Source organism: Roseicitreum antarcticum (genome assembly GCF_014681765.1).
GTDB lineage: Bacteria > Pseudomonadota > Alphaproteobacteria > Rhodobacterales > Rhodobacteraceae > Roseicitreum > Roseicitreum antarcticum.
In genome coordinates, this window is sequence record NZ_CP061498.1 from 2349402 (window position 1) to 2370881 (window position 21480).

Genomic DNA, 21480 nt, shown 5'->3' on the forward strand with positions numbered 1-21480 from the left:
GCGCTCGATCAGCGGCGCTATCGACCATTGCGGGCGCGAAAAGAACGGCCAAGAAGACACCGGCCGGAAGACCCTTGTTGGAAGGACGGTTCAGCGTGCCGTCAGGCCAGCCGCACTCCCTTACGCCCCCGCGCCGTCAAGCCGCAGCGCCGCCCAGCGGGCGGCGTCGCGCACGGTTTCATCAGGGTCGTTGCACAGACCCTGCGCAGTGGCGCGAAGATCGGGGCGGGCGGAATTGCCGATGGCATAAAGCACGTTACGCACGAAGCGGTTGCGTCCGATCCGCTTGATGGGCGAGCCTGAGAACCGCGCGCGAAACCCCGCATCATCCAGCAAGGCCAGTTCAGCCAATGGCGGGGCCTGCAGATCGGGGCGGGCGTGGTATTTGGCCTCGGACGCCTCGACCGCGAATTTGTTCCACGGGCAGATGGCCAGACAATCGTCACACCCATAAATCCGGTTGCCCATCAGCGCGCGCAATTCGGGATCGACCGGGCCGTGATGCTCGATCGTCAGGTAGGAAATGCAGCGCCGCGCATCCAGTTGAAAGGGCGCGGGGAAGGCATTTGTCGGGCAAATGTCCAGACAGGCGGTGCAAGAACCACAAGCCTCGGCCCCCGGCGTATCGGGCGGCAAGGCGTGGGTGGTGAACAAGGCACCCAGAAAGAACCAGTTGCCCAGATCGCGTGACAAAAGGTTCGTGTGCTTGCCCTGCCAGCCCAGCCCAGCGGCGGCGGCAAGGGGTTTTTCCATCACCGGGGCGGTATCGACGAAGACCTTTATCTCACCCCCGGCGGTATCGATCAGCCAACGGCCCAGCCGTTTCAGCCGCTTCTTGGCGACGTCGTGATAGTCGCGGTGCTGCGCATAGACCGAGATCGCGGCGCGGTCGCGCAGCGCCAGTGCATCCAGCGGGTTGTGATCAGGGGTGTAGGGCTCGGCCAGCATGATGACGCTGCGCGCATCCGGCCACAGGGCAGCAGGGTCGCTGCGCCATGTCATGCGTTCCGCCATCCAGCCCATTTGCCCGTGGTACCCGGCATCAACAAACGCCTTAAGCTGCGCGGGGGCCTGCGGAATGGCATCGGGGCGGCAGACGCCCATGGAAGCAAACCCCTCGAGCCGGGCCTGCGCCGCGATCTGTGTTTTCAGCGCGGCGGGGTCCATGGCTCAGAAATCCAGATCGGCGTAATGCGGCGGCGGCGGGAAGCCCGGCACCTGATCGGCCAGCAGCGTGCGGAACGCCGGACGCGATTTGATCTTGGCGTACCATTCGTGCAGCGTGGCGCTGCGCCGCCAGTCCACATCCGAGATATAGTCAAGGCAAGACAGATGCGCTGCGGCGGTGAAATCAGCCAGCGTCATGTCGCCGCCCGCCAGCCAGCGCCGCTGTTCCAGCAGCCAGACCATGTAGTCGAGGTGGAACTTGATCATGGTCGCGCCGGTCTTGATATTCTTGCTGTCCGGGTAGCCTTGGCCCATGATCTTCTTGTTCACGCGCTCGTAGACCAGGTTGCGCGTGACCTCATGGTGGAACTTGTCGTCGAACCATGCGCAGAGCCGCCGCACCTCGTAGCGCGCATCCGGGTCACGGGGCATCAGCGGCGGCGTGGGGTGGCGTTCGTCAAGGTATTCACAGATCGCCTGCGATTCCGCCATTGTCTTGCCGTCATAGCGCAGCACCGGCACCTTCCCCGCCGGATTGCGGCGCAGGAAATCGGGGGCGTTTTCCCAATAGCGTTCCTCGATCAGCTCGACCTCGATTTTCTTTTCGGCAAGGGTCAGACGGACCTTGCGGCAGAACGGCGAAAGCGGAACGTGGTAAAGACGGGCCATGGACAGACTGCTTGCTGTTGGGACGGGTTGGCCCCCCTCTTGCCGCCTGAAGCGCGGAAATTCAACCGCTGAAACAATCCGCCCGTCCATCCGCCTGAATTGTTGCGGCCCCGTCGATGATGGAAGCCGCACGGCGGCGCAGAAAATCGCCGGGCGCTGCCGGGTTGCGCGATTGTGGCGCGGGAAGGGCGGCGGCCAGCAGCGCTGCCTGCATTGCGGTCAGCTGCGCGGCATCGGTGTTGAAATAGTGCTGTGCGGCAGCCTGAACGCCAAAGACGCCCGTGTCGAATTCGGCAATGTTAAGGTATACTTCCAGCACCCGGCGTTTGGGCCAGAAGGTTTCCATCACCGGGGTGATCGCGGCCTCCAACGCCTTGCGGGTCCAGTCGCGGCCGTGCCAGAGGAAAACGTTCTTGACCGTCTGCTGGCTGATGGTCGATGCCCCGCGCGCCCCGCCCGCGTCAATCGCCGTGCGGATGGCAGCCATGTCGAAGCCCCAATGGGTGCAGAAGTTCGCGTCTTCAGCCGCGACGGCAGAACGCGCCATGACCGGGGCGATCCGGCGCATCGACACCCACTCGTGACTGACGGCGCCAAGGCGGCGGTATTCTTGCCACATATAGATCCCGCCGGGCGGGTTCACGGCCGAATAGAGCCCGATCCAGGCAGTTATCAGCACGGCCAGCAACAGCGCGCCACGCAGCAGCCAACGACGCAGCCAGCGCAACAGCCCCGCCATCCGATCAAGAAGGCCGGGGCGGCGGGCGGGGCGGGTAGATTTCTTGCGGCGCGCGGGTGACATGCCCGGGTTTAAGTCACGATCCGGGGGCGCGGGTCAAGCGCGATGCGATGGCGGAAGGGTCGAAACGAATAGCGACACGGCCCGGGTTGACTGCCCCCGCGCGGCGCACCCACTTTTTCGTCACCCGCGCGCGCGGGTGATGGACTTTCACCGCGCAGTTGCTACCTTGGCGAAGGATAAGTTCGGAGGAACCCATGGCCCTGCCCCTTGTACCGCTGGCCGGTATGGCGCTGAAATACGGCGCCGTTGCGTTGGCCGGATACGCGCTGAGCCGCCAGATCACCGCTGGCGCGGTCAACCAGCGCCATGAGGATATGCTGGACGAAGTGCCCGAAGGCGCGACGGTGCGGCAACCTGCCGACCGCGGGCAGGTGAACGCCAGCATGCGGTTTCGCCGCATCATCCGGCTGGGGGCGGACGGTCCGGGGCTGGACATCGACGCCAGCGCGCTGGGTCGTTTCCGGGTGAAACGGGTATGAGCCTGCTGACGCTGTATCACAGCCCGACCTCACCGTTTGTGCGTAAATGCGTCGTGGTGCTGCATGAAACCGGGCAGTTGGCGGATGTCACGCTGTCGCCGGCCGCAGGTACGCCAATAGATCCCGGCACCATGCCGCTGTCGCATAACCCGCTGGGCAAGATCCCTGCGCTGGAACGCCCCGATGGCTGCACATTGTTCGACAGCCGCGTGATCTGTCGCTTTCTAAATGACCGGGGTGCCGGCGTGCTGTACCCCACTGGCCAACGCGGGTGGGAGGCACTGACGCTGGAAGCCATGGCCGACGGTATCACAGATGCCGCCATATTGATGGTTTATGAGACCCGCGCGCGCCCCGAGGACAAGCGATTCGATGGGTGGGTCAATGGCCAATGGGCCAAGGTGGAACGCAGTCTGGATGCGCTTGAAAGCCGCTGGATCGCCTATCTTGCCGGGCCTTTGTGCATCGGGCACATCGCGCTGGCCTGCACGCTGGGCTATCTGGATTTCCGTCACGCCGAACGCGACTGGCGCAGGGGCCGCCCCGCGCTGGCCGCATGGGAAGCGCGGTTCGCTGCGCGCGCGGCGATGCAGGCCACAATGCCGGCCTGATCCGCCCACACCTATGCCCGGGCGCCACGAAAGGCCGTGATCGCTGCGGCGGTCCAATTTGACCGATTCCCGCAAGCGCATTTTATCTAAATCAGTGCGTAAACACGGAAATCCGGTCAGACTGCGACACCATTACCCGCTTTCAAAGCTGGACGCCCCGCGGATTCACCGCTAAATACCGCCCTATGACGCCGCGCGGGATCGCGGCTGTTTCGGTATTTTTGACCCTATGACCTTGAAAGGGAGAATGCTCGTGTCCCACGCAGACGACAACGCAGGCACTCGCAGGGATTTTCTGTACTATGCAACGGCAGGTGCCGGTGTTGTGACCGTCGGGGCCGCAGTCTGGCCATTGGTCAATCAGATGAACCCTTCCGCCGACGTTCAGGCCCTGTCCTCGATCTTTGTCGACGTCAGCGGCGTTGAAGAAGGTGGCCAGCTGACCGTCAACTTCCTGGGTAAGCCGGTGTTCATCCGCCGCCGCACGCCTGAGGAAATCGAGGCCGCACGCGAAGTCGATCTGCAAACGCTGCCCGACAACGACTCGCAAAACCCCAACAAACCCGGCGTCGCGTCCGACGAAAACCGCTCGCTTGACGATAGCGGGGAATGGCTGGTGATGACCGGGGTTTGCACCCACCTGGGCTGCGTGCCGCTGGGCGAGGCCGGGGATTTCGCCGGCTGGTTCTGCCCCTGCCACGGGTCGCACTATGACACGGCTGGCCGTATCCGTCGCGGCCCGGCACCGGAAAACATGCACATTCCGGTCGCCAGCTTTGTTGACGACACCACCATCCAGCTCGGCTGACAGGGAGATAGACCGTATGTCCGGAATTCCGCACGACCATTATGAGCCGAAAACCAGTGGCGAAAAGTGGCTACATCGCCGCCTTCCCGTTGTCGGCCTGATCTATGACACCATTTCCCTCCCCACACCCAAGAACCTGAACTGGATGTGGATCTTCGGTATCGTTCTGATGACCTGTCTGGTCCTTCAGATCGTGACCGGCATTGTGCTGGTGATGCACTACACGCCGCAAGCCGACCTGGCCTTCGCCAGCGTCGAACACATCATGCGTAACGTGAACGGTGGGCACATGTTGCGCTACCTGCACCAGAACGGCGCGATGTTCTTCTTTGCCGCCGTGTATGCGCATATCTTCCGCGGCCTCTACTATGGGTCGTACAAAACCCCGCGTGAGGTGACGTGGATCATCGGCATGCTGATCTACCTTCTGATGATGGCCACTGCCTTCATGGGCTATGTGCTGCCCTGGGGCCAGATGTCGTTCTGGGGTGCTACCGTAATCACCGGCCTGTTCGGCGCAATTCCGGGCATCGGTGAACCCCTCCAAACGTGGCTTCTGGGCGGGCCTGCGGTCGGCAATGCGACGCTGACGCGGTTCTTCAGCCTGCATTACCTGATGCCCTTCGTTATCCTGGGCTTGACGATCGTGCACGTCTGGGCATTCCACACCACCGGCAACAATAACCCCACAGGGGTTGAGGTGCGCCGGACGTCGAAGGAAGAAGCCGAGAAAGACACCCTGCCATTCTGGCCCTATTTCGTCATCAAGGACCTGTTCGCCTTGGCGCTGATTCTGGTGGTGTTCTGGGTTTTCGTGACGTTCATGCCCAACTTCCTGGGTCACCCGGACAACTATATCGAGGCAAACCCCCTGGTTACGCCGTCGCACATCGTGCCTGAATGGTACTTCCTGCCGTTCTACGCGATCCTGCGCGCCTTTACCTCCGATGTGTGGGTGGTGATCGCGGTTGAATGGCTGACATTCGGCATTGTCGACGCGAAGTTCTTCGGGGTGTTGGCCATGTTCTCCGCAATCGCGGTGATGGCGTTGACGCCCTGGCTGGACACTTCGTCGGTTCGGTCGGGCCGCTACCGCCCGATGTTCAAGCCTTTCTTCTGGCTGCTGGCAATCGACTTCTTCGTGCTGATGTGGGCAGGCGCCATGCCTGCGGAGGAACCCTATGCCTCGATCTCGCTGATCGCCACGGCCTATTGGTTCGCCTATTTCCTCATCATCCTGCCGCTGCTGGGCATCATCGAGAAACCGCTGACCCCACCCGCGACGATTGAGGAAGATTTCAACGCATCGGTGAAGAAAAAGTCTGGCGGCAGCAATGGTCCGTCGCCTGAGCCGGTCCCGGCTGAGTGAGCAAGGAAAGAAGTGATATGATGTTCAAGAAAATCGCAATATCCGCACTTGCTGCGCTGACAATCGCATCCTCTCCGGCGCTGGCCGCCGGGTCGGGCGGGCACGTCACCGATTACGACTTCTCGTTCGAGGGGCCGTTTGGAACCTACGACCGCAACCAACTGCAACGCGGGTTGCAGGTGTTCACCGAGGTCTGTGCCGCATGTCACGGGCTGGAGCATGTCGCATTCCGCACCCTGGCCGACCCCAACGGACCAGAACTGCCCGAAGACCAGATGCGCGCCTATGCCGAGCAGTTCGAAATCTGGGATCCAGCGATCATGGATTACCGCACCGCCGCCAGCCCGGACCATTATCCCGGGTCGCAATTCACCGGCGCGCCTGATCTCAGCCTGATGGCCAAGGCCCGTGTCGGCTTTTCGGGGCCCTACGGCCTGGGCATCAACCAGCTGATCAACGGCATCGGCGGCCCGGAATACATCGCATCTTTCCTCACCGGCTTCACCGGCGAAGAGGATGTGCAAGCGGGCACCCTGTTCTATGAGAACGAAGCTTTTGGCGGCTGGGTTTCCATGGCACCCGTCCTGTTCGACGATATGGTGGAATTTGCCGACGGCACCCCCGCCACCGAAGAACAGGTCGCAAAAGACGTGGCGGCCTTTCTGATGTGGACGGCAGAGCCGAAACTGGTGGAACGCAAGCGTGCTGGATTCATTGGCGTGCTGTTCCTGTCAGTGCTGACGGTATTGCTGTACCTGGCCAACAAGCAGCTTTGGGCGCCGATCAAGCGTCGCGCCAAAGAATCCTGACGCTGCGCCACCGGGTCGACTTTTCCGGTTTTTGGTTAAACCAACGTAAAACGCGCCCCTCCCGGGGGGCGCGTTTCTCATTTGATCCCCAGATAGGCGCGTAGGGCCTCAGGCGGATTGGCCAGTGTTTCGGTCATAGGTTGCGGCCTATGGGCCGCGCCATCCGTAACGACGATGACCTGATCGGCAATCGCCTGCACATCCGACGGATCATGGGTGACCATAAGCAGTGCCGCGCCGGTCTGTTCGGTGATCCGTGCGACCAGCGCCAACATCTCGGCCTTCAGCGCGGGACCGAGGGCGGCGAAAGGCTCGTCAAGCAGTAGCAACGGGCGCGCCCGCAGCAACACCCGAGCCAGTGCGACCCGGGTTTGCTGCCCGCCTGACAGCTGTGCAGGCCGGCGTGCGCCCATACCCTCCATCCCGACCGCAGCCAGCACCTCAGCCACCGCGCGCCGGTCCTCGGCGCCCAATCGGAGCGAAGGACGCAGCCCCAGTGCGATGTTCTGGTCCACGTTCAGATGTGGAAACAGGTTGTTGTCCTGAAATAGAATGCTCAGCGGGCGCGCGGCCGGGGTATCACCATCCAGCCGCACACCCTGCCAACTGATCGTGCCTTCTGAGAGGGGCAAAAACCCCGCCAGCGCATTGAGCAGCGTTGATTTTCCCGCGCCCGATGGCCCCATGATTGCGACGCGCGCCCCTGGCTCTGCCATGAAATCGGCGGTCAGCTGAAAGCTGCCTTGGGCGATCACAACCCCGTCAAACCGCAGCATGCCCACGCCCCCATCGGTCAAACACCCAGAACATCAACAGGCTGGCGCCCAGCAGCAGCACTGCGGCACCCGCTGCATTGTCCAGCCGGTAGGCACCCATCAATCGGTACAGCATCAGCGGCAGGGTCGCGCCGTCTGGTTCGGCAAACAGCACGATGACCCCCAGATCGCCCATCGACAGCGCCGCCGTCAGCCCCGCAGCAAAACCCAGCGGACGACGCAAGCGCGGCAGGGTCACAATGCGAAACCTTGCCCAGCCGGTGAGGCCCAGACTGTCAGACAGTCGGCCATGCGTGGCCTCAACCTCGCGCAGCGGCGGCAGGATGGCCCGCAGTACGAAAGGCAGCGCCATGGCGGCATTGACCAGCATCGTCACCGCAAGGGCAATCCGGGCAGGCTCCACCAGTGGGAATAGCAAGATGAAAAGGCCTGTCCCCATGACCAGTGGTGAGGCCGCCAGCGACAGCATGCCGATCGTCTCTAACCCAGCCGAAACCGGCTGCTTTACCCTCACGATGGCCAGAGCCAGCAGCAGCGCGAAGCACAGCGTCAGCGCGGTCGCGCCCAGGGCCACCGCGACCGACCGCGCCGCCGCCTGCCACACCGCCACAGGCAAACCCGGCACCGCGCCCAGCCCGCTGGCCATGATCACAGCAAGCGGAACCAACAGAAACGCCGCCGCCAGCGTGACCACTGCTGCGTCCCAGCCAGGGGCAGGTAAGTCCCAACGCATTAAAGCTCTGTCCATCCCACCCAGCGCTGTCGGCGCCAGTGTCACACGCAGCGAGATCACGGCAGCACCGGCACAAAGCCCGAACTGGATCAGCCCCAGCAGCGCGGCCTTCGACAGGTCGAAATCAAACCGGAACGCCTGATAGATCGCCAACTCCACCGTCGTCGCGGCGGGCCCACCGCCCAGCGTCAACGCCACCGCGAAACTGGTCAGGCAGATCAGGAAGATAACCAGCGCTGCGCCAGGCAACACGCCACGCAGCATCGGCGCCTCGATCTGGCGGAAGGTGTCGCGCGGGGTAAAGCCCAATGATGCGGCAAGGCGGAAACGCTCGGCGGGGATGCCCTGCCAGCCGTGCAGAATCAGACGAACCGCCAGCGGCAGGTTGAAGAACACATGCGCCAACACCACACCGTGCAGCCCATAAATCTGCACCGGCGGCAGGCCAAACAGCGCAAGTGCGTCACTCACCAGCCCACTTTGACCGAAAACAGCCAGCAGCCCCAGCACCGCCACCAGCGTCGGCAGGATGAAAGGAGCCCCCATCACGGTAATCAGCAGGCCGCGCCCCAAGAACTGCCGTCGCGCCAGCGCGCGCGCCACGGGCACGGCCAGCGCGACCGAAAGCCCCGCAGACAGCGCGGATTGCAGCAAGGTGAAGCGCACGGCCCCCCAGTCAGAGGGGCGCAAGCCCGACCAACCCTCGGCCCGCCAGGCAACGGCGGCAAGCGATCCCAGCGACAGCGCCACCAAGACCGCCGCCACCAGCGCCACAGGAAGGCCCAACAGGCAGCGAATCACGGGGCGGCGAAGCATCATGTCAACGGGTCATGCCGGACAGCCAAGCATCCAGCGCGGGGCCGCGCCGCTCTTCGGCGGTGACCTCGTCGTAGAAGAGGGCGGTTTCGGGCAGCGGCAGATCGCGAAACTCCTGCGGCCAGTCTTCAGTCGGTTGGGCCGAAGGATAGGACCAATTGGCGGTTGGGATGATGTCTTGAAAGGTATCCGTCAGAATGAAGTCGAGAAACTGATCCGCCAGTTCCGGCTGCGCAGCACCGGCCAACTTTGCAGCGACCTCGACCAGGAAGTAATGCCCCTCGGGGAAAATGGCGGCGGCCTTGGTGTCGTCGTCTTCAGCCATGATGTGATAGGCGGGCGAGGTGGTGAAGGACAGGACCATGTCAGCCTCGCCATCCGTGAACAGCCCGTAGGATTCGCCCCATCCAGCGGTAACAGTGACGATCTGGGGCGCCAGCTTCGCCCAAACCTCCGCAGCGCCGTCGCCATAGATCTGATCGACCCACAACAACAGGGCCAGCCCAGAGATCGAGCTGCGCGGATCCTGGATCACCAGCGACAGATCATCGCGTTCCAGAAGGTCGGCGAAGGATGCGGGTGGGTTCGGCGTGCGGGTCTTGTCGTAGACAAAGGCCGTATAGCTCCAGTTGAAAGGCAGGAAGATATCGTCGTCCCACGGCACCGGCAGTTCCAGCGCGTCCAGCGGCTGGCCATGCTGCGCGAACAGGCCGGTTTCGCGGGCGCGCAAGGTCACGTCGCTGTTCAGGCCGATCACCACATCGGCGCGGGTGCGCGCGCCCTCCAGCAGGATGCGCGGCAGCACGTCGCCAGTGCTGTAGGCCAGTTCGCAGCCGCATTGCGCCTCGAACGCCTGTTTGATGGCCGGGCCGGGACCCCATTCGGACGCAAAGTAATCGGGGGCATAGACCGTCAGCACCGGCGTATCGGCTGCAGCCGCCGATACGCTTGCCAGCAATGCGCCCGCAGCAAAGATAGGATAGTGCATATGTCGTCCTCCATTCGCGCCGGCCGGAGAACGTGGGGACGCACGCGCCCTCTACCTTCCCTCCGCCGGATTTAACCGGTTCAGGTTCAACGGGTTCGCGCAAGCGCATCTCAACCTTGTTGCCAAAGCACCCCGAGGTGATGGGGAAGTTAATCAGCTTTTCGGGCAGCGACAAGGGCAAGTGGCTTGAGCCTGTGGCACAGGCCCGCTATCTGGTCCTACAAAGGAGTGCCCGCCCATGAGCTTCAACACCTTCGGTCATCTGTTCCGCGTCACCACTTGGGGCGAAAGCCACGGCCCTGCATTGGGCGCCACCGTAGACGGTTGCCCGCCGGGTATCGCGCTGGATGCCGCCATGATCCAGCAGTGGCTGGACCGCCGCAAACCCGGGCAGAACAAGCATACAACCCAGCGCCGCGAACCCGATGAGGTCGAAATTCTGTCGGGTGTCTATGAGGGGCAGACCACCGGCACACCGATCCAGTTGATGATCCGGAATGTAGATCAACGGTCAAAAGACTACGGCAATATCCTTGAAACCTTCCGGCCCGGGCATGCCGATATAACCTATTTCCAGAAATACGGCCTGCGCGATCCGCGCGGCGGCGGGCGCTCCTCGGCGCGGGAAACGGCGGCGCGGGTAGCGGCGGGTGGCGTGGCCCGAGCGGTGCTTCAAAGCCTTGCGCCGGGGCTGAGCGTGCGCGGCTACATGGTGCAGATGGGCAGCATGAGCATTGACCGCAGACGCTTTGACTGGGATCAGATCGGGGCAAATCCGTTCTGGACGCCCGATGCCGTGGCGGCAGAGGAATGGGAAACCTATCTGGGTGCGATCCGCAAGGATGGCAATTCCGTCGGCGCGGTGATCGAGGTGACGGCCAGCGGTGTGCCCGCGGGCATCGGCGCGCCGGTCTATGCGAAGCTGGATACCGAACTTGCCGCAGCAATGATGTCGATCAACGCCGTAAAGGGCGTCGAGATCGGTGATGGCATGGCCAGCGCCGCCCTGACCGGCGTGCAAAACGCCGATGAGATCCGCATGGGGCCGAACGGGCCAGAATACCAGTCGAACCATGCGGGCGGTATTCTGGGCGGGATCGCCACCGGCCAAGATGTGGTCGTGCGCTTTGCGGTGAAGCCAACCTCCTCCATCCATACCCCGCGCGGCAGCGTCACGCGCGACGGCGAAAATACCGAAGTCGTCACCAAGGGTCGCCACGACCCCTGCGTCGGCATCCGCGCCGTCCCGGTGGGCGAGGCGATGATGGCCTGTGTCCTGCTGGACCAGATCCTGCTGCACCGCGCACAGGTCGGCGATGGACCGCGCGGGCGCATCGGCGGATAGGGCTATGCCGGGTGTACGACTTCCGCGCTGCGGCTGCCAAAGTGTGCGACGGCGGTTCACCCTGTCGTGACTTCAAGCGGCCGTGACTTGCCAGCGCGGTCGTATGCTGCACATCGTAGGTCAATGCCAGCGTATTTCGAGCTTTGAATTGCGACAGATCACAGCCAGCGGCGTCTTGCGGTCCCACAAAGACTGGTACGCAGCGGGCGACATTATCGGAGGGAAACCAATGCTGAAATTACTGACACGTCTTGCAGCCGCTGTGGTTGTAGCGTTCTCGATCAATGGGCCAGCACTGGCGCAATCGACTGAAACCGCACTGGTGGCAGGCGGTTGCTTCTGGTGCGTCGAGGCCGATTTCCGCCGCGTCGAAGGGGTGACGAACGCCAGCGTGGGCTTTGCCGGCGGGACCGAGGTTGACCCGGAATACAATGACGTGGCCAGCGGTCGTACCAGCCATCTGGAGGTGACCGAGATCACCTTTGATCCGTCGCAGATCAGCTATGCGCAGATCTTGCACCTGTTCTTCCGCTCGGTCGATCCGCTGGATGCGGGCGGCCAGTTCTGCGACCGGGGGCAGCATTATACCACGGCGATCTTTGCGCTTACGCCTGAACAACGCGCCACAGCCGAGGCCGCGAAACAGACAGCCAGCGAAGCCCTGGGCCAAGAGGTTGTAACGCCGATCCGGGATGCGGCGACATTTTACCCGGCGGGTGCGTATCACCAGAACTACGCCAACAATACCGACCTGATCCTGACGCGCTTTGGCCCACGGTCAAAGGCGGCGGCCTATAAGCTCTATCGCGATTCTTGTGGCCGCGACGCGCGGGTGCAGGCTGTCTGGGGCGATGAGGCGGAATTCGTCCAAAGCGGGTCATAAACCCGGCACTTCGTCAGAGAAAGCGGCCCGGTTCCGCGTGGACCGGGCCTTTTTCATAGCGCCCTACAGCAGCGATTCCACCTCGACGCGGGTGGGCATTGCGTCGGCGGCACCCGGGCGCATCACCTGAAGAGCTGCTGCCGCGCTGGCATAGCGCATCGCCCCGGCCAGATCATCGCCCCGGTCCAGTGCGGCGACCAGCGAACCCGCAAAGCAATCACCCGCCCCGGTCGTATCCACAGCCACGACGGCATGCGCAGGAACCAGCAGCGGCGCTTCGCCTGTTTGCCAGCACTCGGCCCCTTTGGCGCCGCGTGTCACAACCACGGTATCCACGGGCAAGTCGGGGATTTCCACGCCCAGCGCGCTGCACAGCTGCGCGGCCTCACCCTCATTCAAAATCAACAATGTCACATAGGGCAACACGGCGCGGACCGCGTCGATGTCAAAGGGCGCAGCGGAATACACCACCTCCAGCCCCAGACCCGAGGCGACGCGCGCCGCATCCGCCTGATGAAGCGTTTCGTTCTGCATCATTAGCGTGTCGCCGATCACGCTATCCTCCAGCGCGGCCTCGATATGCGCAAAACCCTGTTCGGCATTTGCGCCCCCGTGCAGGGCAATCGCATTTTCCGCCGCCTGATCGACCATGACAATGGCATGGCCTGTCGCATTATCCATCCGCAGAATGGCCGAGGTTTCGACCCCCGCCGCCGACAACCGGTCCAGCGCCGGCGTCCCATCTGCGCCCACCGCGCCGATATGCACCACCCGCGCCCCAGCCAACGCCGCAGCGATGGACTGGTTTGCGCCCTTGCCGCCCAGCCCGGTCTGATAGCCCAGCGTATGGACGGTTTCCCCCGGCGCAGGCAGATGCGCCACGCGGTAAACATGGTCGATATTGATCGATCCGAAATTGTAAATGGCCATGCCCGCCCCCTGTAACGCCTGATACTGAATGCCGTCCCGCACCCTTATCGCATGTCGCACGACGCCATTACGGCCATATTCAGAATATCGTTTACCGTGGCCCCGGTGGTACATATCTGGATCGGGCGCGGCACGCCGGTAAGGATGGGACCGATCACCGTGGCCCCTGCCATTTCCTGCATCAGCTTGACCGAGATCGAGGCCGAATGCCGCGCGGGCACCACCAGCACATTGGCGGGGCCGGTCAGGCGCGAAAACGGATAATGCGCCGCCGCCACCGGGTTGAGCGCGACATCCACGGTCATTTCGCCCTCATATTCAAAATCCACCCCGCGCGTATCAAGGATGTCGGGGGCAAGGTGCATCTTTTCAGCCCGCTCCGACACGGGATATCCGAAAGTCGAAAAGCTGACAAAAGCCACGCGTGGTGTCAGGCCGAACTGCCGCGCCACCCCGGCAGCCCGCGTCGCGATATCAGCGAGGTCGTGCGCCTCGGGCCATTCATGCACCAGAGTATCGGCAATCAGCACGATTCGCCCCTTGTGCAGCAGTGCCGTGACCCCCACCGCACCATCCTCGGCACGGGCATCGAAGACGTGATTAATCTGCTCCAGCACCTGCGCGGATTTGCGGGTCACGCCGGTAACCATGGCATCGCCATGCCCATGTGCCAGCATCAGCGCGGCAAAGACATGCCGGTTGCGCGAAGCCAGCCGGTGCACATCCTTCTGGTCATGGCCCTGCCGTTGCAGGCGGGCATAGAGATAGGTCTTGTACGCATCCAGATGCTTGGTGTTGCTGGCGTTGACGATATGCAGTTCGCGCACAGCATCGCCCAGCCCGGCGACTTCCAGCTTCGCGCGCACGTCTTCCTCACGCCCGACCACCAGCGCCTGCCCCAGCCCGGCGCGCTGATAGGCGACGGCGGCGCGCAGCACGCGTTCATCATCGCCTTCCGCAAAGATCATCCGCGCCTGCGCCTGTTTCGCGCGCACATGCAGCGATTGCAGGATCGAGGCAGTAGGGTCCATCCGCGCCTTCAGACCCATCTCGTAGCGCGCCATATCCACGATCGGCCGCCGCGCGACGCCGGTATCCATGCCTGCGCGCGCCACAGCGGGCGGGATGGTGTAGATCAGGCGCGGATCGAAGGGCGTGGGGATGATGTAATCGCGGCCGAACGACAGCTTGCGCCCGTAGGCCATAGCGACCTCATCGGGCACATCCTCGCGCGCCAGTTCTGCCAGGGCGCGGGCGCAGGCGATCTTCATCTCGTCGTTGATGGCGCGGGCGTGGATGTCCAGTGCGCCCCGGAACAGGTAAGGGAAGCCCAAAACGTTGTTCACCTGGTTGGGATAATCGCTGCGCCCTGTGGCGACGATGGCATCCAGCCGGACAGCATGGGCGTCCTCAGGTGTGATTTCGGGATCGGGGTTGGCCATGGCGAAGATCACCGGGTTGTCGGCCATGCTGGCCACCATGGCGGCGGTCACCGCCCCCTTGGCAGAGACGCCTAGAAACACATCGGCGTCCACCATCGCCTCTTCCAGCGTGCGGGCATCGGTGCGGGCGGCATGGGCCGATTTCCACTGGTTCATGCCTTCGGTCCGACCCTGCCAGATCACACCCTTGGTGTCGCACATGATGCAGTTGTCATGCACGGCGCCCATGGACTTCAGAAGTTCCAGACAGGCAATCCCCGCCGCGCCCGCACCGTTCAGCACGATCTTGCAATCCTCGATCCGCTTGCCCGACAGGTACAGCGCGTTGATCAGCCCGGCGGCGCAGATCACTGCCGTGCCGTGCTGGTCGTCGTGGAAGACGGGAATATCCATTTCTTCCTTCAGGCGCTGTTCGATGATGAAACATTCGGGCGCCTTGATATCTTCCAGGTTGATCCCGCCAAAGGTCGGCCCCATCAGACGCACGGCGCGGATAATCTCTTCCGCGTCCTCGCTGTCCAGTTCGATGTCGATGGCATTCACATCGGCAAAGCGCTTGAACAATACTGCCTTACCCTCCATCACCGGCTTTGATGCCAGCGCCCCAAGATTGCCCATACCCAAAATAGCGGTCCCGTTCGAGATCACGGCGACCAGGTTGCCCTTGGTGGTGTAATCATACGCCAGTTCCGGGTTGTCGGCGATGGCCTGCACCGGCACGGCCACCCCGGGGGAATAGGCAAGGCTGAGGTCGCGCTGCGTCGCCATGGGGACGGATGCCGTCACCTCGAACTTGCCGGGGTTCGGCAACAGATGATAGGCAAGCGCCTCTTCTGCGGTGGTCTTGGATGTGCGGGTCATGGTGGGCTCCTCCGGGCTATGGGTTTTCATATCGCCGGGCGGCGCACTCCACAACCGCGCCATTTGGGCGTTTCCCGGTTTAACGGGGGCCGGGCGTTTCCCGCTTTCGCAGTGGCATGGGGTTTTGTAGGGTCGACAGGGTCAGGAACAGGGGTCACGCGGTGAATGAGACGGTCACGCCAATGATGGCGCAATATCTGGACATCAAGGCGCAATATCCCGATGCGCTGCTGTTCTACCGGATGGGCGATTTTTATGAGCTGTTCTTCGACGATGCCGTGGCCGCCGCTGCGGCACTGGACATTGCGCTGACCAAACGCGGGAAGCATCTGGGCAATGATATCTCCATGTGCGGCGTACCCTATCACGCTGCCGAGGGCTATTTGCTAACGCTGATCCGCAAGGGGTTCCGCGTGGCGATTGCCGAACAGCTGGAAAATCCGGCTGAAGCGAAGAAGCGCGGCGCTAAATCCGTGGTGCGCCGCGACGTGGTACGTCTGGTCACCCCCGGCACCCTGACAGAGGACAGCCTGCTTCAGGCGCGCCACCATAACTACCTCGCCGCCTGGGCCGAGGTGCGCGATGCCGGCGCGCTGGCCTGGGTGGATATCTCGACGGGCGAGGTGCGGGTGATGCCATTGTCGCGCGCGCGGCTGATGCCCGAACTGGCGCGCCTTGCCCCGCGCGAAGTCATCCTGCCCGATACCGCAGGCCCGGAACTGGCCGCGTTAGTGACGGATTTGGGCGCGGCGCCCACGCCATTGTCCCGCGCCAGTTTCGACAGCACCTCGGCAGAAAAGCGGTTGTGTGGTCTATACGCGGTGACCACGCTGGACGGGTTCGGCACGTTTTCGCGGGCAGAACTGTCGGCGCTGGGGGCGATGGTCGATTATCTGGATATCACGCAGCGCGGCAACCTGCCCCTGTTGCGCCCGCCAGTGCGCGAAGCGGCCGAGCAGTTGGTACAGATCGACGCCGCCACCCGGCGCAATCTGGAACTGACCAGTTCCATGACCGGGGGGCGCGATGGCTCGCTGCTGGCAGCGATTGACCGAACGGTCACGGCTGCGGGCGCCCGGCTGCTGGAACGGCGGCTGTCCAGCCCCTCGCGCCAGTTGGACGTGATCCGCGACCGGCACGCGGGCGTGCAGTTCCTGCAAGAACAATCCCGTCTGCGCGACGATCTGCGCGAGGCCTTGCGCCGGGTGCCCGATATGGACCGCGCCCTGTCGCGGCTGGCGCTGGACCGGGGCGGCCCGCGCGACATGGCCGCCATTCGCAACGGGCTGGCCGCCGCCGAACAGATCGCGCAGATGATGACCCCGGATGCGCCCGGCTTGCTGCAGACCGCCGCTGCGCAATTGACCGGAAATGATGCACTTCTGGCCGTGTTAGAGACTGTTTTGATCGCTGAGCCACCGATGTTGGCCCGCGATGGCGGGTTCATCGCCGAGGGCCATGACCCGGAACTTGATGACGCGCGACGCCTGCGCGACGAGGGGCGCGGCGTAATTGCCGCCATGCAAGCCGACTATGCCGCAAAGGCGGGCGTCAGTTCGCTGAAAATCAAACATAATAACGTATTGGGCTACTTTATCGAGACGACGGCCACCCATGCTGAGCGGATGCTGGCCCCGCCCCTTTCGGAAACCTTCATTCACCGGCAGACAACGGCCAATCAGGTGCGCTTCACCACGGTAGAGTTGTCCGATCTGGAAACCCGCATCCTGAACGCTGGCGGGCGAGCGCTGGAGATTGAAAAACGTCACTATGACGCGCTGAAAGCGCATATTATGGAACACTCGGGCCCTGTAGGCCAGGCAGCGCGCGGGCTGGCAGAGATTGATCTGGCGGCCGCCTTTGCCGACCTTGCCGTGCAGGAAGACTGGTGCGCGCCAGTGATGGAGGACAGTCGCGCCTTCGAGGTCACCGCCGGGCGGCATCCGGTGGTAGAGCGCGCGCTTCGCCGCGACGGCGTGCCATTCGTCGCCAATGATTGCACCCTGACCGGCGCAACGGGCGCGGCGATCTGGCTTCTGACCGGGCCGAACATGGCGGGGAAATCAACCTTTCTGCGGCAAAACGCACTGATTGCCATTCTGGCGCAGGCGGGCAGTTATGTGCCCGCAACGGCGGCGCATATCGGGATCGTCAGCCAGGTATTCAGCCGGGTCGGGGCGTCGGACGATCTGGCGCGCGGGCGGTCGACCTTCATGGTCGAAATGGTGGAAACCGCCGCGATCCTGAACCAGGCGGACGACCGGGCACTGGTGATCCTGGATGAAATCGGGCGCGGCACGGCCACCTATGACGGGCTGTCCATCGCCTGGGCGGTGATGGAGCATCTGCATGACGTCAACCGCTGCCGCGCCCTGTTCGCCACGCATTACCATGAGATGACCGCGCTGGCCGGGCGACTGGACGGGGTAGAGAATGCGACGGTCAGCGTGCGCGAATGGGACGGTGACGTGATCTTCCTGCATGAGGTGAAGCGCGGCGCGGCGGATCGGTCCTACGGTGTGCAGGTGGCGAAACTGGCCGGCCTGCCCGATGTGGTGGTGACTCGGGCGCGGGCCGTCCTCGATGCGCTGGAAAGCGGCGAGCGCGACAGCGGTGCGCGGCCCAAGGCGCTGATCGACGATCTGCCGCTGTTTTCCGCCGTGCAGACACCGCCGCCCGCGAAAGCCACGCCGTCGAAGCTGGATGCGCGCATGTCCGGGGTGCTGCCCGATGACCTGACACCAAAACAGGCCCTGGCGCTAATTTACGAGCTGAAAGAGCTGACCGCGAAGTCATAACCAATGAAAAATCGCGCCGGGGCGGCCCCGGCGCGATCCTGACACCAAGTTAACGTCGCCTCAGTTCGCAGGGCTCGACGATACGCCGACCTGCGCGGGACGCAGCAGTTGATCATGCAGAACGAAGCCGTCAGCCATGACCTGGATGATCTGCCCAGCCTTGAAATTCGGCACGGGGGCCTCGAACATTGCCTGATGCTGATGCGGGTCGAACGTGTCGCCCACGGCAGGTGCAACGCGTGACACCCCGTGCTTGCCTAGGATATTCGTCAGCTCGCGCAGCGTCAGTTCCACCCCATCGACCAACCCTGCAGCGGCGGCGCGGGTTTCATCGGTGGCGGCACCCAGCGCACGGCTGAGGTTGTCATAAACCGGCAGCATGTCGCGCGCCAGTTTCGACCCGCCATAAAGCTGAGCATCGCGGCGATCCTTTTCCGCGCGTTTGCGGGTATTTTCCGCATCTGCCAGCGCGCGCATCAGACGGTCGCGGATTTCATTCTTTTCCGCTTCCAGCGCGGCAATCCGGCCTTCCAGTTCGGCCACCGGATCATCGTATTCCGCCACGCCTTCGGCCAGCGCATCGAGCTGCGCATCGGCATTTTCGTCAGCCGGGTCAAAGTCGCGGTTTGGTTTCGAGTCTGCCATCATTGCACCTTTATATCTTCAGTCAACGCCACGGTCGGACAGCAAACGCCCAACCAGCTGCGCCGTATAATCCACAATCGGCACGATCCGCCCGTAATTCAGCCGTGTGGGGCCGATCACGCCAACCGCGCCGATAATCTTTCGGTCAGCGTTCATATATGGAGAAACCACCAGAGAGGAACCCGTAAGTGAAAAAAGCTTGTTCTCCGCGCCGATAAAAATGCGCACACCTTCACCCTGTTCGGTCAGTTCCAGAAACTCGGCAATGTCGCGTTTCCGCTCCAGATCATCGAACAGGTTGCGGATGCGCGCCAGTTCGGCCAACTCAGTGGCGTTTTCCAGCAGATTGGCCCGGCCGCGCACGATCAGCCGCTCATAGGGTTCGCCCTCATTCTCCCACAAGGCCAGTCCTTGTTCGACAAGGGTATGCGCCAGCGAATCGATTTCCTGACGGCGGCGCGTGATCTCGGACTTGAACCGTTTGCGCAGGTCGGACAGCGTCAGCCCTTCAGCCAGCGCGTTGAGGAAGTTTGCGGCCTCGCGCATCGACGATGCCGTCTGGCCGGGCGCGGGTACGAACACGCGGTTTTCCACATGGCCATCGGCAAAGACCAGAACCACCAACGCGCGGTCGGCGGCAAGGCTGACAAATTCGATATGCTTAATCGGCGCTTCATGCTTTGGCGACAGCACCAGACTGGCGCCTTGGGTGATGCCCGACAGCGCCTGCCCCACCCGGTCCAGAAGCGAGCCGACATCGCGTTCATTGCTGGTGCGCGTGGCGTTCAGGGCCCGGCGATCCGCGTCGGTCACCGGATCGACCTCCAGCAGCCCGTCGACGAACAGGCGCAGCCCCAGATGTGTCGGCACGCGCCCGGCCGAAACATGCGGGCTGTCCAGCAGCCCCATATACTCCAGATCCTGCATGACATTACGCACGGTCGCCGCCGACACCTTTTCCGACATGTCGCGTGTCAGCGTGCGAGAGCCGACCGGCGCACCGGAAGATAAATACCCTTCCACGACGCGGCGAAAAACCTCGCGCGAGCGGTCGTTCATCTCGGACAGGAGTGTGGCACCGTCGTGCATGGCATCCTTTGATTCAGTCATCGCAGCGTTTGCATCTTACGCTGTAAAGCCTTTGGTACGCCATGGCCAATCGGGGTTGCATCAGGGTTCCCCAGCCTTGTATCCGTATCGCATCAACGAAAGGATAATTCATGCGCCCATCCGGTAGGAATCTAAGCGATCTGCGGACGGTTTCAATCGAAACCAACGTGACCAAGCATGCCGAAGGGTCTTGCCTGATCAAGATCGGCGACACGCAGGTCCTGTGCACCGCGTCGATCGAGGACCGCACGCCGCCCTTTCTGCGCAATACCGGTCTGGGCTGGGTGACGGCAGAATACGGCATGCTGCCGCGCGCGACCAATACCCGCAACCGGCGCGAGGCCGCATCGGGAAAGCAGACCGGTCGCACGGTCGAAATCCAGCGGCTGATCGGGCGCAGCCTGCGGGCGGGCATCGACCGCTCGGCGCTGGGAGAGCGCCAGATTACCGTGGATTGCGATGTATTGCAGGCCGATGGCGGCACCCGCTGCGCTGCGATCACCGGTGGCTGGGTCGCGCTGCGGCTGGCGGTCAACAAGTTGCTGAAAGCGGGCGATGTGGTCAGCGATCCGATTGTCGACCATGTGGCCGCCGTGTCCTGCGGGATCTATGCGGGTCAGCCCGTACTGGATCTGGACTATGCCGAAGATTCCGTAGCAGGCGTGGACGGCAATTTCATCATGCTGGGTACCGCCCGGCTGGTTGAGGTGCAGATGTCCGCTGAAGGCGCCACATTCTCACGCGATGAAATGTCCAGCTTGCTGGATCTGGCGCAGGCCGGGGTCGCCAGCCTGATCGACGCGCAGAAGGCAGCGATCTGATGCGGAAGTTTGCGGGCGATACACTGCTGGTAGCGACGCATAACGCGGGCAAACTGGAAGAGATCATGGGGCTGCTGGCACCCTTTGGCATCAAGGCGGTCTCGGCCCGCGAAAAGGGCCTGCCCGAACCGGCAGAGACCGAAACCACCTTTGTCGGCAATGCCCGGCTGAAGGCCCATGCCGCCGCGCGCGCCACCGGGCTGCCTGCGTTGGCCGATGACAGTGGGCTGGAGGTCGCAGCGCTGAACGGTGCGCCGGGCGTCTATACTGCCGACTGGGCCGAAACACCCGACGGGCGCGATTTCGTCATGGCGATGCAGAAGACCCATTCTGCACTGGAAGAAGTCAAGGCAGAACATCCCTGGACCGCGCGGTTTTGCTGCACGTTGGTGCTGGCCTGGCCCGATGGTGAGGACCGGGTGTTCACCGGCACAGTAGATGGGCAACTGGTCTGGCCTCGGCGCGGCGCAGACGGGCACGGCTATGACCCGATGTTCCAACCCGATGGCCATGCTCAGACCTTCGCGGAAATGCCATTCGCACAGAAAAACGGGATCAGCCACCGCGCCCGCGCGTTTGAGGCCTTCATTGCGGGGTGTATCGCATGAAAACTGCGCA

The 21480-nt window shown here is 63.3% G+C and carries 20 protein-coding genes and 1 riboswitch; of the genes, 10 read left to right on the forward strand and 10 right to left on the reverse strand.

Annotated elements, in window-relative coordinates:
• Window positions 1-120: 120 nt before the first annotated feature.
• The 3 genes from queG to mtgA all read right to left on the reverse strand — a co-directional run bounded on the left by queG (window position 121) and on the right by mtgA (window position 2638).
• Entirely contained in the window at window positions 121-1167 is a 1047-nt protein-coding gene (gene queG, locus H9529_RS11285) for a tRNA epoxyqueuosine(34) reductase QueG (protein WP_092884329.1), read from the reverse strand.
• Between the two features lie 3 nt (window positions 1168-1170).
• Window positions 1171-1836: an FtsZ-binding protein FzlA gene (gene fzlA, locus H9529_RS11290; protein ID WP_092884331.1), complete on the reverse strand. Its 666-nt coding sequence runs from the start codon at window positions 1834-1836 to the stop codon at window positions 1171-1173.
• A 61-nt stretch (window positions 1837-1897) separates the two neighbouring features.
• Entirely contained in the window at window positions 1898-2638 is a 741-nt protein-coding gene (gene mtgA, locus H9529_RS11295; RefSeq protein WP_092884333.1) for a monofunctional biosynthetic peptidoglycan transglycosylase, read from the reverse strand.
• A 194-nt stretch (window positions 2639-2832) separates the two neighbouring features.
• Here mtgA and H9529_RS11300 point away from each other — a divergent pair, with 194 nt between their 5' ends.
• From H9529_RS11300 to H9529_RS11320, 5 genes are all read left to right on the forward strand, one after another.
• Complete coding sequence (locus tag H9529_RS11300) at window positions 2833-3117, forward strand: hypothetical protein (RefSeq protein WP_092884335.1); 285 nt, start codon at window positions 2833-2835, stop codon at window positions 3115-3117.
• Between the two features lie 5 nt (window positions 3118-3122).
• A complete protein-coding gene (locus H9529_RS11305; RefSeq protein ID WP_092885295.1) occupies window positions 3123-3728 on the forward strand; it encodes a glutathione S-transferase in 606 nt (201 codons plus the stop codon).
• 253 nt (window positions 3729-3981) lie between these two features.
• Complete coding sequence (gene petA / locus H9529_RS11310; protein ID WP_092885297.1) at window positions 3982-4536, forward strand: ubiquinol-cytochrome c reductase iron-sulfur subunit; 555 nt, start codon at window positions 3982-3984, stop codon at window positions 4534-4536.
• 16 nt (window positions 4537-4552) lie between these two features.
• Window positions 4553-5905 carry a cytochrome b gene (locus tag H9529_RS11315; protein WP_092884337.1) on the forward strand — a complete coding sequence of 451 codons (1353 nt, stop codon included), beginning with the start codon at window positions 4553-4555 and terminating at the stop codon, window positions 5903-5905.
• Window positions 5906-5925: 20 nt separating this feature from the next.
• Window positions 5926-6714, forward strand: a complete 789-nt coding sequence (locus H9529_RS11320) for a cytochrome c1 (RefSeq protein ID WP_092885299.1) — start codon at window positions 5926-5928, stop codon at window positions 6712-6714.
• Between the two features lie 77 nt (window positions 6715-6791).
• Here the strand turns inward: H9529_RS11320 and H9529_RS11325 are convergent, their stop codons facing one another.
• From H9529_RS11325 to thiB, 3 genes are read right to left on the reverse strand one after another with little or no spacing between them, the layout of a single operon-like run.
• Window positions 6792-7490 carry a thiamine ABC transporter ATP-binding protein gene (locus H9529_RS11325; RefSeq protein WP_092884339.1) on the reverse strand — a complete coding sequence of 233 codons (699 nt, stop codon included), beginning with the start codon at window positions 7488-7490 and terminating at the stop codon, window positions 6792-6794.
• Entirely contained in the window at window positions 7477-9042 is a 1566-nt protein-coding gene (locus H9529_RS11330) for a thiamine/thiamine pyrophosphate ABC transporter permease ThiP (protein WP_143033439.1), read from the reverse strand. The genes H9529_RS11325 and H9529_RS11330 overlap by 14 nt, the downstream gene beginning before the upstream one ends.
• Window position 9043: 1 nt before the next feature.
• Entirely contained in the window at window positions 9044-10027 is a 984-nt protein-coding gene (gene thiB / locus H9529_RS11335; RefSeq protein ID WP_092884341.1) for a thiamine ABC transporter substrate binding subunit, read from the reverse strand.
• Window positions 10028-10067: 40 nt separating this feature from the next.
• Window positions 10068-10172: riboswitch (TPP riboswitch) on the reverse strand.
• Window positions 10173-10265: 93 nt separating this feature from the next.
• Here thiB and aroC point away from each other — a divergent pair.
• Window positions 10266-11372 (forward strand): chorismate synthase, encoded by a 1107-nt coding sequence (aroC, locus tag H9529_RS11340; protein ID WP_092884343.1) that lies wholly within the window; start codon window positions 10266-10268, stop codon window positions 11370-11372.
• 229 nt (window positions 11373-11601) lie between these two features.
• The gene (gene msrA / locus H9529_RS11345; protein WP_092884345.1) at window positions 11602-12255 is read left to right on the forward strand and encodes a peptide-methionine (S)-S-oxide reductase MsrA; all 654 of its coding nucleotides are present in this window, start codon (window positions 11602-11604) and stop codon (window positions 12253-12255) included.
• A 63-nt stretch (window positions 12256-12318) separates the two neighbouring features.
• Here msrA and H9529_RS11350 read toward each other — a convergent pair whose 3' ends face one another.
• Together H9529_RS11350 and H9529_RS11355 are read right to left on the reverse strand one after the other, a co-directional pair.
• On the reverse strand, window positions 12319-13185 hold the full coding sequence (locus H9529_RS11350) for a ribokinase (RefSeq protein ID WP_092884347.1): 867 nt from the start codon (window positions 13183-13185) through the stop codon (window positions 12319-12321).
• Between the two features lie 44 nt (window positions 13186-13229).
• Entirely contained in the window at window positions 13230-15488 is a 2259-nt protein-coding gene (locus tag H9529_RS11355; RefSeq protein ID WP_092884349.1) for an NADP-dependent malic enzyme, read from the reverse strand.
• Window positions 15489-15670: 182 nt separating this feature from the next.
• On the opposite strand from H9529_RS11355, the gene mutS reads away from it, so the two are divergent.
• Entirely contained in the window at window positions 15671-18286 is a 2616-nt protein-coding gene (gene mutS / locus H9529_RS11360) for a DNA mismatch repair protein MutS (protein ID WP_092884351.1), read from the forward strand.
• Between the two features lie 60 nt (window positions 18287-18346).
• Here mutS and grpE read toward each other — a convergent pair whose 3' ends face one another.
• A complete protein-coding gene (gene grpE / locus H9529_RS11365; RefSeq protein WP_092884353.1) occupies window positions 18347-18931 on the reverse strand; it encodes a nucleotide exchange factor GrpE in 585 nt (194 codons plus the stop codon).
• Window positions 18932-18949: 18 nt separating this feature from the next.
• Window positions 18950-20020, reverse strand: a complete 1071-nt coding sequence (gene hrcA / locus H9529_RS11370; protein ID WP_092885303.1) for a heat-inducible transcriptional repressor HrcA — start codon at window positions 20018-20020, stop codon at window positions 18950-18952.
• Between the two features lie 131 nt (window positions 20021-20151).
• Between hrcA and rph the strand changes: the two genes are divergently transcribed.
• Complete coding sequence (gene rph / locus H9529_RS11375) at window positions 20152-20862, forward strand: ribonuclease PH (RefSeq protein ID WP_092884355.1); 711 nt, start codon at window positions 20152-20154, stop codon at window positions 20860-20862.
• On the forward strand, window positions 20859-21470 hold the full coding sequence (gene rdgB, locus H9529_RS11380) for an RdgB/HAM1 family non-canonical purine NTP pyrophosphatase (RefSeq protein ID WP_092884357.1): 612 nt from the start codon (window positions 20859-20861) through the stop codon (window positions 21468-21470). The genes rph and rdgB overlap by 4 nt, the downstream gene beginning before the upstream one ends.
• Window positions 21471-21480 lie beyond the last annotated feature (10 nt).

Bases quoted from the DNA above. Each gene is read 5' to 3' on its own strand.
- queG (WP_092884329.1), bottom strand. From the start codon at position 1,167: ATGGACCCCGCCGCGCTGAAAACACAGATCGCGGCGCAGGCCCGGCTC.
- fzlA (WP_092884331.1), bottom strand. From the start codon at position 1,836: ATGGCCCGTCTTTACCACGTTCCGCTTTCGCCGTTCTGCCGCAAGGTC.
- mtgA (WP_092884333.1), bottom strand. From the start codon at position 2,638: ATGTCACCCGCGCGCCGCAAGAAATCTACCCGCCCCGCCCGCCGCCCC.
- H9529_RS11300 (WP_092884335.1), top strand. From the start codon at position 2,833: ATGGCCCTGCCCCTTGTACCGCTGGCCGGTATGGCGCTGAAATACGGC.
- H9529_RS11315 (WP_092884337.1), top strand. From the start codon at position 4,553: ATGTCCGGAATTCCGCACGACCATTATGAGCCGAAAACCAGTGGCGAA.
- H9529_RS11320 (WP_092885299.1), top strand. From the start codon at position 5,926: ATGTTCAAGAAAATCGCAATATCCGCACTTGCTGCGCTGACAATCGCA.
- H9529_RS11325 (WP_092884339.1), bottom strand. From the start codon at position 7,490: ATGCTGCGGTTTGACGGGGTTGTGATCGCCCAAGGCAGCTTTCAGCTG.
- H9529_RS11330 (WP_143033439.1), bottom strand. From the start codon at position 9,042: ATGATGCTTCGCCGCCCCGTGATTCGCTGCCTGTTGGGCCTTCCTGTG.
- thiB (WP_092884341.1), bottom strand. From the start codon at position 10,027: ATGCACTATCCTATCTTTGCTGCGGGCGCATTGCTGGCAAGCGTATCG.
- aroC (WP_092884343.1), top strand. From the start codon at position 10,266: ATGAGCTTCAACACCTTCGGTCATCTGTTCCGCGTCACCACTTGGGGC.
- msrA (WP_092884345.1), top strand. From the start codon at position 11,602: ATGCTGAAATTACTGACACGTCTTGCAGCCGCTGTGGTTGTAGCGTTC.
- H9529_RS11350 (WP_092884347.1), bottom strand. From the start codon at position 13,185: ATGGCCATTTACAATTTCGGATCGATCAATATCGACCATGTTTACCGC.
- H9529_RS11355 (WP_092884349.1), bottom strand. From the start codon at position 15,488: ATGACCCGCACATCCAAGACCACCGCAGAAGAGGCGCTTGCCTATCAT.
- mutS (WP_092884351.1), top strand. From the start codon at position 15,671: ATGATGGCGCAATATCTGGACATCAAGGCGCAATATCCCGATGCGCTG.
- grpE (WP_092884353.1), bottom strand. From the start codon at position 18,931: ATGGCAGACTCGAAACCAAACCGCGACTTTGACCCGGCTGACGAAAAT.
- hrcA (WP_092885303.1), bottom strand. From the start codon at position 20,020: ATGCACGACGGTGCCACACTCCTGTCCGAGATGAACGACCGCTCGCGC.
- rph (WP_092884355.1), top strand. From the start codon at position 20,152: ATGCGCCCATCCGGTAGGAATCTAAGCGATCTGCGGACGGTTTCAATC.